This is a genomic window from Allochromatium warmingii, assembly GCF_900107145.1.
In the GTDB taxonomy this organism is placed as follows: Bacteria; Pseudomonadota; Gammaproteobacteria; order Chromatiales; family Chromatiaceae; genus Thermochromatium; species Thermochromatium warmingii.
Window position 1 is genome coordinate 1 of record NZ_FNOW01000001.1, and the last position, 12,771, is coordinate 12,771.

Sequence of the window (12,771 nt, forward strand, 5' to 3'; positions counted from 1 at the left end):
TTCAAGATTTCGCGTAGATCACTTGATCTTGGGCGGCCTGTTGTATAAGGCTCGAGTTCTTCGAAGATTTTTTCGACAATCTCCCATTCTTCATCGGAGATATCGCTTGGGTATTTTGGCGAAGAGTTTTTTTCTGAAGTCATATTCACGATATGAGTGGGGTTAATTAACTCGCAAAATTTGCCATATTCTCGAAAAAATCTACTTCAAAATCAATAGTTTAGTTTTTAGACAGTCTCTTAATTGCGGTTGATCCACGCTATTTTCGGCCCACTGAAGTTGAAACGTTGCTCGGCGATCCAACCAAAGCACGCGAACGACTTGGCTGGGTGCCGCGTATTGGTTTTCAGGAATTAGTCGCCGAGATGATGCGCGAGGATCTCAAAGACGCCGACCGCGACGCGCTCTGTGCTCACGAAGGATTTACGGTGTTACAACGGCATGAATAAAACCTATCAGCGCACTATATGAACACAGTCAAAACTAGTCCTATTCCTCGCCGCGCTGTACCATCATGGCTTGCATCCAATCCATTTGAATCCATCTAAATAAATAGGGCCGACTATGCAATGGGAAACCGTCATTGGTCTCGAGATTCACACCCAGCTCGCGACTCAGTCCAAAATTTTTTCCGCTGCGCCGACCGCATTTGGCGCTGAACCTAATACGCAAGCCTGCGCAATCGACCTCGGATTGCCGGGTGTACTGCCGATGCTTAATGCTGAGGCGGTGCGGCTTGCGGTGCGCTTTGGTCAAGCGATTAATGCAGATATTGCGCCGCGTTCGGTATTTGCACGTAAAAATTATTTTTACCCGGATTTACCGAAGGGCTATCAAATCAGCCAATACGAATTACCCATCGTGGGAACAGGGCGGGTTGAAATTGTGCTTGATGATGGCACAATTAAAACCATCGGCGTAACCCGTGCGCACTTGGAAGAAGACGCAGGTAAATCGCTGCATGAAGATTTTCACGGTTTTACTGGCATTGATTTAAATCGTGCTGGTACACCACTGCTGGAAATTGTTTCGGAACCGGATTTACGTTCACCGGCTGAGGCGGTGGCTTACGCAAAAAAAATTCATCAGATTGTGCGTTACATTGGCATCAGCGATGGCAATATGCAAGAAGGCTCATTCCGCATGGATGCGAATGTGTCAGTGCGTCCAGTTGGTCAAAAAACATTTGGCACTCGCGCTGAAATCAAGAATGTCAATTCATTCCGCTTTTTAGAAAAAGCGATTGCTTTTGAAGTCGAACGCCAAATCGAACTGATTGAAAGCGGTGGCACAGTTATTCAGGAAACACGATTGTATGATGCCGTGAAAGACGAAACGCGCTCTATGCGCACTAAAGAAGAGGCCAACGATTATCGCTATTTCCCTGATCCAGATTTGCTGCCGCTGGAAATTGATGATGCGTTTTTGAGTGCGGCAACCGCTGATTTACCTGAGCTACCCGATGCGAAACGCACTCGCTTTCAGTCTGAATATGGTTTATCCGAATACGATGCAAATTTGCTTACTGCCAGTCGTGAATTAGCTGATTATTATGAAGCTGTAGCACGCGCTTGCAATGAACCCAAGCTGGCAGCGAATTGGGTCAGCGGTGAACTTATGGCGGCATTAAATAAAAGCGAAGGCGAAATCAGCGCAAGTCCGGTCTCCGCTCATGCGCTGGCTGGTTTAATTGCACGCATTCAAGATGGTACCGTGTCGGGTAAATTAGCCAAGCAGGTATTTGAGGGTATGTGGAGCAGTGGTGATACAGCCGATGCGGTGATTGAAGCGCAGGGACTTAAACAAATCACCGATAGCAGCGCAATTGAGGCGATGATTGATGCCATTATTGCGGCGAATCCAGCGCAGGTTGAGCAATATCGCGCCGGCAAAGATAAGGTATTTGGCTTTTTCGTCGGTCAGGTGATGAAGCAGAGCGGCAGTAAAGCAAATCCAGCACAGGTGAATGAATTGCTTCAGCGCAAGTTGAGCGCCTAATAGTAACCGTGCATATGGTCACGAAGCTAAAACTTCGTGACCAGAAAATTATCTCCGCAGGTTGGATCTGGCTTTAAGCTGGAAACTGGCGGCTGATCGCTGGCCACTCAAAACCCCAATCAATCATCTTCAACATAATAAATCCAGGCATCCTGATCGACCTGTAAATCAATCAGGCTGCCATTGCGGACATCGAGATGAATATAAATCGGCTCACCTGCTGGCACCATTAGCCCATAACCGGACGGAAAGGTAATGGTCGTGTTGGTGATATTCGAGCCAACATAGGTGCTGCCTGAATTAGCGGCATAATCAAATAAGCCTGGGCCAGCGTATTTCGCCCGAAAAATACAGCCGCGTGAATCATCACCGGCGCATTGATACATTTCGGGGCGGGTGCTGACTTCAATGTCCGTGTATAGGTCAATATCGGCTTGTTCGGCGACCGAAACGCCGAGAATGGCAATCGCTTTTTTCGGCGTCCAAGAGCCAGCGCGGTCGCGGTGGCAGGTCTGGCCGCGCTGACAGAGGCCGGTTGTGGCCTTGATGACGGCGACCTTGAGCGGCTCGATGTCATCGGCGCGTGATGCAGTGGCCGGAAGCAGGGTGCTCAGAAGCAGCGCGGCCAGCAGCGGACGCGCACGAACGGGATTCAGTGACATGATTGATCCTTGATTGATCCTGATTGCGTGGAAAGGGACGCCGCCGCCGTGCCGAGTTGTACCCAGAGTCGATGTTGGCCCGCGCCCGCTGGGAGCACGGCTCGCGCCGCGCCCTGTTCGATGGTGAGCGGTTCGGCGTTGAGCGTCGCGGCGCTGACCGGCCCGCCGCCGTCGCCATTCTCGACGGTGATCGCGCAGTCGGTCACGCCGTCGGGTAGTCGATACTGTAGCCGAAAGCCGCGCCAGCTTGCCGGAATGCACGGACGGATGACGAGTTCGCGCCCGTTTTCGACGCGCAGACCGAGCACGGATTCGAGCGCAACGCGATACCACCAACCCGCCGATCCGGTGTACCAGCTCCAGCCGCCGCGCCCGTTGTGCGGCGGTGCGCCGTAAATATCTGCCGCGACGACGTAAGGTTCGAGCTGATAGCGTTGCACTGCGGCGGGCGTGCGGCTGTGGCTGACTGGACTGAGCCGCGCCAGCCAGAGGGCGGCCTGTTCGCGGCGTTCCAGTTCAGCCAGCGCCGCCACTGCCCAGCACGCGGCGTGCGTGTATTGGCCGCCATTCTCGCGCACGCCAGCGACATAGCCTTTGATATAGCCCGGATCGTGTTCAGTGGCAACAAAGGGCGGCGTCAGCAAGCGAATCAGTTGTTCGTGTTCGCTGGCTAGATGCTGTTGCAGCGCATCCAGCGCCTGTTCCGCACGCGCTCGCGGCACCGCGCCTGAGAGCGCCGCCCACGCTTGCGCCAGCGCGTCGATGCGGCATTCGCTGTCGGTCGCGGTGCCCAGCGGTGTGCCGTCGTCATAATAGGCGCGGCGGTACCAGTCGCCATCCCAGCCGCTCGTCTCCAGCGCCTGTTGCAGGGCGATTTGATAGGTGCGATAGCGGTCGATTCGCGTCTGATCGCCGCGTTGTTCGCACAGCGGCAGAAAATCATCGAGCACGCGATAGAGAAAGAAGCCCATCCACACGCTTTCGCCGCGCCCCTCGCGCCCGACGCGATTCATGCCGTCGTTCCAATCGCCGGTTCCCATCAAGGGCAAACCGTGTGCGCCGCTGGTCAGCGAGCGGTCGAGGGCGCGACAGGCGTGATCGTAGAGATCGCCGGATTCATCGCTGACCAATGGGGCCAGATAAGCTTCATCCTGTCCCGAGGCGAGTTGCGGCGCGGTGAGATACGGCAGGCGCTCATCGAGCACACTGACATCGCCGGTGACGCGGAGATAGTGCGCGAGCACAGACGGCAACCACAGTAGATCGTCGGCAAAGCGGGTGCGCAGTCCGCGCCCGAGCGGAGCCGGATGCCACCAATGCAGCACATCACCTTCAACGAATTGATGCGCGGCATGGAGCAGAAGTTGCGCCCGCGTCAGATCGGGACGAATCGTGACCAGCGCGGCGGCATCTTGCAGTTGATCGCGGTAGCCATAGGCACCGCCGGATTGATAAAACGCCGACCGCGCCCAGATGCGGCAGCCGAGATTTTGATACAGCAGCCAGCCGTTGAGCATCAGATCAATCGCCGGTTCGGGCGTTGTGACCTGCAAGCGCGAGGTGAGATCGTCCCAGAAAGCGACAGCTTCTGTGTATGCGGTGTCAATCGCGGTGGCATCCGCGTAACGCTGGAGCACATCTGATAACTGCGCTTCGCTCAACGCTTCGCCAAACAGCCAATCACAGCTCAGGGTGTCGCCGGGCGCGAGGCTCACCACCAGCCGTTGTGTAAAGCAGGGATCACCGACTGTCCCATCACGACCGTCAAGCGGTTGGTCGGTGGTCATGGCAATCGGGTCAGAGAGATCGCGGTTGCGTCCGATGACGGCGCGGCGGTCGGTAGTGTAATCGCGGGCGATCACGGTCGCACCAGTGACATGCGCGGTACTGAACACGCTGCCGCCCGCGAAGTCACCCGCGTTGGGATTGCTCGCCCGCAACAGCGCGGCATCGGCGTCAATGCGGGTGATGATGGCGCTGCTGGCTGAGGGTTGCTGACCGAGCACCAGCCGTTGATAGCCGAATAGCGCCAAGCGGCGCGTGGCCGTGCTGTGATTGGTCAGACGCAGGCGCAGAATCCGCAGCGGATCGTGACGCGGTACAAACACCGTCGTGTCGTGCGCGAGATCGGCATAGTTGAGCAGACAGCGACTGAAACCGAAGCCGTGTGTCATCTGATAATCCGCTGGCGCTGGACGTGGCCCGGGCAGCGGCGACCAGCACGCGCCGCTGTGTGCATCGCGGATATAAAAAGCTTCGCCGTGTGGATCACTGACCGGATCGTTTGACCAGGGCGTTAGGCGATTAGCTTGACTATTGCGCGACCAGATATAACCCGCGCCCGATTCGCTCACCAGACAGCCAAACGTCGGATTGGCGATGACGTTGATCCAGGGGCGCGGCGGGCGGCGATGGCGGCCATCGGGTTGATAAGGCAGATGGATGACATAGCCGCGCCCGTCGGCAGTAAACCCGCCGTAGCCGTTAAAGTGCTGAAGTGCGGTGTCAGGTGGCGGCGCATGGTCGCCGAGAACCGGCGGCGGTGCCGATTCGGCGACAGCGAGCGGTGCCGGTGATAGTGGCGCAGCGGCTAACAGATCGAGCGCCGCTTGACGCTCGGCCGCCGCGCCAGTGAGCCAGGTTAATTCAGTGCTCGCGCCCGGAGCGAGTTCGATGATCGTGCGCAGGGCGAGTATCGGATCGAGAACATTGCCGAGTGTGCCCGACAACGGCACGTCCAGTGCCGCCGGATGCGCCCGCGTGCGCCCGCGACCGATGAAGCGGGCGCGGTCGGTTTCCCAACTCACCGCCGTCGCGCCCAGCAGCGCATGAATCAGCCACGGCCAAGATTCACCCTGAGCGCGTGGCCGTCGATGTGCGAGCAGAGCGCCGGTGGCCGGATCGCGTTCGGTTTGCACGAAGAGCTTGGCAAATGCCGGATGTGCCGCGTCCGCGTCAGCCGGAAATAGCACCACTTCCAGATAACTGGTCAGTTCGAGGCGGCGCGGGTGCGCGGCATGATTGGTGAGCTGCACGCGGCGGCGTTCGAGGTCGCCGGTCGGATCAAGGCTCAAATCGAGCCGCAGAGCGAGGTCGTGATCCTCACGTTCGAGCCAGAATTGCCCGTTCTGTGTTCCAGTGCGATAGACACGCGGCGCGGTGCGCGTGGGTTGATAGCCAAGCGACCAGATCGCGCCCGTATCCAGATCGCGTACATACAGCAGGCTCCCCAGATCGTCACTGACCGGATCGGCGTGCCAGCGGGTGAGCGCCACGCCGTTCCAGTGCAGTTGGCCGGTGCCAAGCTCGGTGATGCGCACATCGAGCCGATCCGTGCGCAGATGCTGACAGATCGGCGCGGGGCCGTGCGGGTCGAACAGCGGGGATGCGTTCATCAGTCTGGCCTTGTTGGTAGCGAGCGCGAGCAGTTAAGCGTGTCCGATCAATTCGTCGATATGCGTACTGATGCAGCGTCCCAGCGCCGAGAGCACATAGCCGCCTTCGAGACAGGACACGACCCGTTCTTGACTATGCCGCCGCGCTAACTGATGAATCTCGCGGGTGATCCAGCCGTAATCAGCTTCACGCAGATTGAAGTGCGCCATATCGTCCTCGATGTGGCCGTCGAATCCGGCAGAAATCAGGATCAACTGGGGGGCAAAGTCATCTAAGCGCGGCAGCCAGGCGGTTTCAACTGCGGCTTTGTAGGCGGCCCCATCGGTCAGGCGCGGCAGTGGGAGATTGATGATATTCGGGGCTTGGGTATCGGCACCGCTGCCGGGATAAAACGGATGCTGGAAGCTCGAACACAACAAAATACGCTCATCGCCGCTGATGATTTCTTCGGTACCGTCGCCATGATGGACATCGAAATCAATGATCGCCACCCGTTCGAGTCCGTGCGCGTCGAGGGCATGGAGTGCGCCAATCGCCACATTATTAAAGATGCAGAAGCCGCTGCCCTTAGCGCGTCCGGCATGATGTCCGGGCGGGCGAATGGCGCAAAACGCGGCATGATGCCGCTCGCTCATCACCAGATCGACGCCCAGAATCGCGGCACCTGCGGCATGTAGCGCGGCAGCGAGTGAGTGTTTATTTAATGCTGTGTCGCCATCAATCCACGTCAGCACATCCTCAGCTTGAGGTGCGGCATCGTGGATCATCTGAATATAGGCGCGATCATGGGCACGGGCTAACTGCTCGATGCTGGCCGCTGGCGCATCATAGTGCGTCAACAGCATTTCCAGCCCAGCGGCAATCAGCCGATCCTGAATGGCATACAGCCGTTCGGGACATTCGGGGTGATGTGCGCCCATCCGATGTTCACGACAGCTTGGGTGCGAGATGAAAGCGAGGTTCATAGCTAAAGGGGCTTCCGGCTTACAGCGTCCAGCGGACTTTGGCAAAGTTGCGCCGCAGCGTCAATCAAGACTGGTGTGAACGGCGCGTCGGTGGGGGCATGGAGCTGATGCGCGGCGATGAGCGGATCTGTTTGGGATCGAAACACTCACCCCAACCAATCCAACACCCGTTCATCCGGCGCGGGTTGCACGCCGAGCTGTTCGATAAACAGCCGATGCCAGATCGCAAACTGCATCAACCCAAACAGTTCGCGCACCCCGCCGCGTCCGCTCTGACAGGCCGTGACTAGCTCCGGAATCGCGGCGATCTCGAACCAGTCGCGCAGCCCCGGATGACGCAGCAATCGCTGGCCGATGTCAGCCGCCAGCGGCCCGCGCAACCACTCGCTCACCGGCACATGAAACCCGCGTTTCGGTTGCGCCAGATGTCCGGGCGGGAGCTTCGGTTCGGCCCAGCGTCGCATCAGCCATTTCCCCTGCTGCTGGCGCACCTTGAGCGCATCCGGCAGCGCCAGCCCAAATTCAACAATCCGATGATCGAGCAAGGGCACGCGCCCTTCTAGCCCAAAACCCATCAACAGCCGGTCGGTTTTGACCAGCAGATTATCCGGCAGCGCCGTGACGAGATCCGTGTATTGGCGGCGCTGCATCGCTGACCAGTGCGGCGGTGTCTCGCGCCAAGCGCGTTGAAATGGCGCTCGTTCGGTCGCAGCCACCGCCCGAAGCGCCGGCCCGAACAAACGTCGTGTCCAGTATCCAGACCATTGACCATGGGTGCGAAATCCACCGCTGCCCGGATGCAGCAGCGATTTCAGCAGCCGTTCGGCCAGCGGCGGACGATAGCGGCCATATCCCGCAAACACTTCGTCGCCCCCTTCGCCAGAAAAGACAACCTTTAAATCGGCGCTCGCTGTTTCCGCCAAAATCGAAGTCGGCAGACAGGCATAATCGCGCATCAGCTCATCGGCGCACCAAATTGTATGCGGCAGGCGTCCGAATACCTGAGCCCCGTCCAATTCGAGCGGTTGATGATCGAACCCAAAATGCGCCGCTACCCGCGCTGCGGCAGCTAATTCCGTCGCAAGACGGGTGCCGCGATAACCGACCGAATAGCTTTTAATCCGCCCCGCGCCCTGTTCGGCGAGCTTGGCGGCCAGCACCGCCGAATCCAGTCCACCGGAGAGAAATAGCCCAAATGGAACATCGGCACGTTGATGCTCGCGCAGTGCGTCATCGAGTCGTGCATCGAGTTCAGCAGCGGCTGCTTCAATCCCAAGCTGGCGCGGTGCGACAGCAAGCGCCGACCAGTAACGATGCGGGCGGATCTGCAACTCAGCATTGATGCGGAGCACCGTGCCCGGTGGAACACGCTGGATACCGTCGAGCACGGTGTCCTCACCGCTGGCAAATTGCTGTTGCAAAAACTGACGCACGGCGCTGGGCACAAGCTGTGGCGAGTGCGGCAAAATAGCCAGTAACGCTTTGATTTCAGAAGCAAAGGCGATGCGATCTGCCAGCCGGATATAAAACAGCGGCTTGATGCCGAGACGGTCGCGCCCAAGCAGCAGTTCACCGCGCTGGACATCATGGAGCGCAAAGGCATACATGCCGCGTAGCTGAGGCAGCGCGGCGAGTCCGTGTGCGGCATAGGCGTTGAGAATGGTTTCGGAATCCGAGCCAGTGTGCGGCGGATAGCCGAGATCGCGTAGGGTCGCGTTCAGCTCGATATAGTTATAGACCTCGCCGTTGGCCACCAGCGCATGTTGACCATCCGGCGACAGTAGCGGCTGATGACCACTATCGAGTCCGATAATTGACAGGCGCGTCTGCACCAAGCCGACTGGCCCGGCAATATATCGACCGCGATCATCGGGGCCGCGATGGGCGAGCCGCTCGGCAAGCCGGTCGAGTAAGTCTGGCTCCGGGCGCTGGCCGTGAGCGCAGATGAATCCAGCGATGCCACACATGTGTTATTCCCGCATCACCTGCACCAACTCGCGCAACGCTGCCAGTTCCTGCTCATCATCCGGCAGCGGCGGCGGCGCGAGCGCCAACAGCCCCGCCGTCGGTATTGGCTTTGGCAGCACGGCGCGGAGCCGCGCCTCGACCTCGGCAACACGATAGTGCGGCTGCTCAAACAGTCGCAGCAACGGCAAGCCCGCCACCCGACACAACCGATCCAGTCCATCACGCGGCGGCGTTTTTGTGTGCCACCAGCCGCGCGGCGTCAGATTGATGGCACAGCACGGCCTCAGCGTCTGACGCTCGCAAATCAGCAGATCGAAGCGATACCGCTCCAAGTGCGCAGCGGCGCGTTCCCGCTCCCGTCGCCGCAACTGGGGCGCAAGTTCCAGCACCTCCGCAACCCGCACCCGCTGCACATAACGATAGCTGTCGCCTAAAATCGCTTCTAGCACCGTGAGCAACGCCCGCTCAGACGGATCGAGCCAGTGCGGCGGCAAGCGATACAGCGGCGGACGCCGCCACCCGAGCGCCCGCGCCACATCGAGCACCAGTAACACCACCACCAGCGCACCGCTGCCGAGCAAAACGTGCAGATGCCACATCCGTCACCTCACCGTGCCCGCGCCTCACTTCGGCAACGGCAGACGCTGCTTGTGATACCACGCCCGATCCAGCGCCCAGACCACCGATTCGACATCCGGTTGACGCAGCATCACCTGAATCGCCTGCAACTCGATGGCCCGCCAGCGGCGCTCGGCTGCCACGACTTCAGGTGCCGTGTCGGGTTTATCAGCCAGTGCCGGATCAAAGCGATTGAGCACCGGACGTAGCGGTAACTCCGAGGTGTGCGGACTGCTCAGGGTGGCGACCCCATTGATAAACAGTAACACCTTGAAATCATAAGGATAGTCAGCCAGCACCGGGTCTTGTTCCAACAGCTCATTGAGCTGCCAAACACGCGGGCGCAGTTCATCGTTATGCCAAGTCAAGGTCACAATCAAAAAGACCAAAAATGCGGCAGATGCGATGATCGAACTCAGGGTTAAGCGATCCATGATTAAATGCGGGCCTCAAATGCGTTAGATGCGTTAGATACGTTCACCAAGCCCGACATGATGCGTGCGTGCCCCTATTGGACGCAAGCCGCGCCCGTCACAGTCACTTAACTCCAGCGATCCATCAGCGACCGAACCGCGCCCGACATGACCACCGAGCCTCACGTTCTCCCGCCCTTTGGCACGCGCCGCCTCTGGGATTTTCTGCGCCTCAAACCCTATGGCGACAGCCTACTGACACCAGCGGTGCGGGTGTGGCTGGGGTTTGCCTGGACGATCATCCTGCTCATGGCGACCCTCGAAGGTATCGTCTGGGGGCTGGTCGGCGCGAGCATCGTGCCAGCCGAGAGCGCCAGTTTGCGCCCCTTTGCTGGGCTGCTGCTCTTTGCGCTGATCTTTTCAGTCGTCTGGATTATCGACGCCTCGTTAGTGATGTCCGAACGCCCGACAGCGCGGTCACGGCGCTGGAATCGCGGCAACAATCAGGGATTTTTGGCGCTCGTGCGCTGGTTATTTGGCTTTTTAGCGCGGCTGGCAATTGTCGCACTCTCGCTCTATGTCACCGCGCCGTTTTTGGGCAAAATCATTCGCGCCGATGATATTGCAACCTATCATCAACAGCAGGTCGAACGCTATTACGCCCAGCGCGACGCGCAATTCAAAGCGCAATTAACCGAGCGCACCGCGCAATTCGAGCAAACCTATCAAGCGCGTGTTGCGACTTTACAGGCCGAAATTACCCATCTGACTGAATCCATCACCCGCGAACGGCAGCGCCGCAGTGACATCGAAGCGCAATTTTCTCCCGAATTAGCCGTCTTGCGCCGCGATTTAACTGCAATGCAGCAGCGTGTCGGCGATGAAATTTTAGGGCGCGACGGGCGGGCATCCGGGCGCGGGCCAGAAGCACGGAAATGGGAATTTAACGCTCAATTACTCACCAGTCAATTAGACAGCAAACAAACCGAATTAAATACCCTCGTTGGGAATATCAATCAGCAGCTTACTGATTGGGAACGCACTTTGAATGAACGCACCGAAACACTGCAACGTCTCGGTGCCGAACACCAGCAGCGCCTTGACAGCATTGCCGCCGAATTAACCGCGCAACAGCTGCCACCGAATCCACCGCGCTTGAGCTTTGCGGCGCGTTCTAAAGCCCTGCAAGCCCTGCAAGCCAGCCCTGAAGAACAGGGCGTGCCGCATTTTGAGACCGTCGAAGGCTTTGCTCAAGCTACCCTCGGCGTTTTATTTTTATCGCTGCTGGCGCTGAAATTATTTGAACCAGGATCCGTCCGCGCCTATTACAGCGAAACGATTCAAATGCAGTACCGTAAATATCTCGAAGGGGGTTTAGCTGATATTCCCAGCTTCGAGTGTTTAGATAACGAACATCGACTCAACCCGATTGAATTTACCCGTCTCTGGTTAGCCTACGAAAAAGATCCGACTGCGTTTTTTACGGAACGACAGGCGATTATTGAAGTCCGTGAACCACTGTTGCGTTATTTAGCCGAGCGTGAATTAGAACGCGACCGGTTAGCGCACCGTCAAACCAATCTCGAAGATGAGTTATTATTTGCACATCGCCGCCGCGAACGCCAATTAGCGGCTTTTGAGCGCGAATTAGAGGTGCGGACAACGCAACTGCAAGCACAACTCGCCTGCGAAACCAAAACCATCAACGATCAGCGGCGCATTCAATTAGCAATTGAATTACAAAAAGCCCGTCAAGATTGGAATGTTCGGCGCTTACATGAAGAAGAAGCCTTAAACCGCGAACGCGAACGCTTAGAGCACGAACATCAACAAGCACTCGAAGCCTTGCGCTTACGTGAGCAAGAAATTGAGCATGTGCGCGAGCGTAGTCAAACGCGCTTACATCAAGCTGAAGTGGCCGCGCAATTAGAGCATGAGCGCAAGTTATTAGAAATCGAGCAACGCCATGAACGCGAACAGCATAAAGCACGGGTGAATGATGTCCGTGCGGAATTAGCGCGTTTACATACTGCTGAAATCAAACAACGCGCCGAACGTCAAAGCGTGCGTGAAGCGGCACGTAAGCTCGAAGATGAAATGATGGGGCTGCGTTCGAGTATCACCGTAGGTGAGGTTGAATTGATTTCACTGCAACGGCGCACCAAAACCCTGCGCGAACAACTCGCCTTGTCGCGTCAAACTCAAGCGGCAGCGGCTGAAGAGCAAGCGACCGATGAAGGCGATGCAATACAGAAATCACGGTTTTGGGCGCGGTCACGTTCAGAAGGTGAATTAACCAGTCAGCGTGAAGTCGAGCGCGAATACAAAGCGGCTGAAAAAGCTGAACGCGCCATGATGGAGCAATTAACGAAATTGGCTGATACGCTCAAAATACTGGAATTGCGTTTCGAGTCCAACGCCAGCGAGCAGCGTGATATTGAAACACGCTTAGATACCACTGAAACACAGATTCAATTTTATGAAGATAGTTTGACAACGCTGTTGATGCCGATGGCGAAAGAATCCTAAACTGCGCATCTCATCAGTTTATCTTTCGGCTTGCGCTTAACGAATCTGAATAGCCTGCAACACAAAAAAGCCACCGTCCGATTATCAGCGGGCGGTGGCTTTTAAATTAACATGAGTTCTGTTTAAGAGGCTGTCTAAAAACTAAACTATTGATTTTGAAGTAGATTTTTTCGAGAATATGGCAAATTTTGCGAGTTAATTAACCCCACTCATATCGTGAAT

Annotated in this window: 8 protein-coding genes and 1 pseudogene; 3 read left to right on the top strand and 6 right to left on the bottom strand. The window is 57.3% G+C overall.

All coding sequences use genetic code 11. The annotated features are described in order from the left end of the window. Window positions 1-239: 239 nt before the first annotated feature. A pseudogene (locus BLW10_RS00005) lies at window positions 240-449 on the top strand (GDP-mannose 4,6-dehydratase); the annotation flags it as partial. Between the two features lie 115 nt (window positions 450-564). Beyond that, entirely contained in the window at window positions 565-1,998 is a 1,434-nt protein-coding gene (gene gatB / locus BLW10_RS00010; RefSeq protein WP_091331296.1) for an Asp-tRNA(Asn)/Glu-tRNA(Gln) amidotransferase subunit GatB, read from the top strand. 119 nt (window positions 1,999-2,117) lie between these two features. On the opposite strand, the gene BLW10_RS00015 is transcribed toward gatB, so the two are convergent. The 6 genes from BLW10_RS00015 to BLW10_RS00040 form a co-directional block, all read right to left on the bottom strand. Next, window positions 2,118-2,660: a hypothetical protein gene (locus tag BLW10_RS00015; RefSeq protein WP_091331298.1), complete on the bottom strand. Its 543-nt coding sequence runs from the start codon at window positions 2,658-2,660 to the stop codon at window positions 2,118-2,120. Continuing rightward, window positions 2,651-6,055 carry a GH36-type glycosyl hydrolase domain-containing protein gene (locus BLW10_RS00020; protein ID WP_091331300.1) on the bottom strand — a complete coding sequence of 1,135 codons (3,405 nt, stop codon included), beginning with the start codon at window positions 6,053-6,055 and terminating at the stop codon, window positions 2,651-2,653. The genes BLW10_RS00015 and BLW10_RS00020 overlap by 10 nt, the downstream gene beginning before the upstream one ends. Window positions 6,056-6,088: 33 nt before the next feature. After that, the gene (locus tag BLW10_RS00025) at window positions 6,089-7,021 is read right to left on the bottom strand and encodes a histone deacetylase family protein (RefSeq protein ID WP_091331302.1); all 933 of its coding nucleotides are present in this window, start codon (window positions 7,019-7,021) and stop codon (window positions 6,089-6,091) included. 146 nt (window positions 7,022-7,167) lie between these two features. Continuing rightward, window positions 7,168-8,988: an asparagine synthase (glutamine-hydrolyzing) gene (gene asnB, locus BLW10_RS00030; protein ID WP_091331304.1), complete on the bottom strand. Its 1,821-nt coding sequence runs from the start codon at window positions 8,986-8,988 to the stop codon at window positions 7,168-7,170. Between the two features lie 3 nt (window positions 8,989-8,991). Beyond that, window positions 8,992-9,588: a DUF2726 domain-containing protein gene (locus tag BLW10_RS00035; protein ID WP_091331305.1), complete on the bottom strand. Its 597-nt coding sequence runs from the start codon at window positions 9,586-9,588 to the stop codon at window positions 8,992-8,994. A 24-nt stretch (window positions 9,589-9,612) separates the two neighbouring features. After that, complete coding sequence (locus BLW10_RS00040) at window positions 9,613-10,041, bottom strand: hypothetical protein (protein WP_091331306.1); 429 nt, start codon at window positions 10,039-10,041, stop codon at window positions 9,613-9,615. A gap of 147 nt (window positions 10,042-10,188) precedes the next feature. On the opposite strand from BLW10_RS00040, the gene BLW10_RS00045 reads away from it, so the two are divergent. Next, window positions 10,189-12,549 carry a DUF4407 domain-containing protein gene (locus BLW10_RS00045; protein WP_091331307.1) on the top strand — a complete coding sequence of 787 codons (2,361 nt, stop codon included), beginning with the start codon at window positions 10,189-10,191 and terminating at the stop codon, window positions 12,547-12,549. The last annotated feature ends 222 nt before the right edge of the window (window positions 12,550-12,771 follow it).

Excerpts from the sequence above, each read along its gene's own strand:
- BLW10_RS00040 (WP_091331306.1), bottom strand. The coding sequence starts at position 10,041 with ATGGATCGCTTAACCCTGAGTTCGATCATCGCATCTGCCGCATTTTTG.
- asnB (WP_091331304.1), bottom strand. The coding sequence starts at position 8,988 with ATGTGTGGCATCGCTGGATTCATCTGCGCTCACGGCCAGCGCCCGGAG.
- BLW10_RS00045 (WP_091331307.1), top strand. The coding sequence starts at position 10,189 with ATGACCACCGAGCCTCACGTTCTCCCGCCCTTTGGCACGCGCCGCCTC.
- BLW10_RS00015 (WP_091331298.1), bottom strand. The coding sequence starts at position 2,660 with ATGTCACTGAATCCCGTTCGTGCGCGTCCGCTGCTGGCCGCGCTGCTT.
- gatB (WP_091331296.1), top strand. The coding sequence starts at position 565 with ATGCAATGGGAAACCGTCATTGGTCTCGAGATTCACACCCAGCTCGCG.
- BLW10_RS00020 (WP_091331300.1), bottom strand. The coding sequence starts at position 6,055 with ATGAACGCATCCCCGCTGTTCGACCCGCACGGCCCCGCGCCGATCTGT.
- BLW10_RS00035 (WP_091331305.1), bottom strand. The coding sequence starts at position 9,588 with ATGTGGCATCTGCACGTTTTGCTCGGCAGCGGTGCGCTGGTGGTGGTG.
- BLW10_RS00025 (WP_091331302.1), bottom strand. The coding sequence starts at position 7,021 with ATGAACCTCGCTTTCATCTCGCACCCAAGCTGTCGTGAACATCGGATG.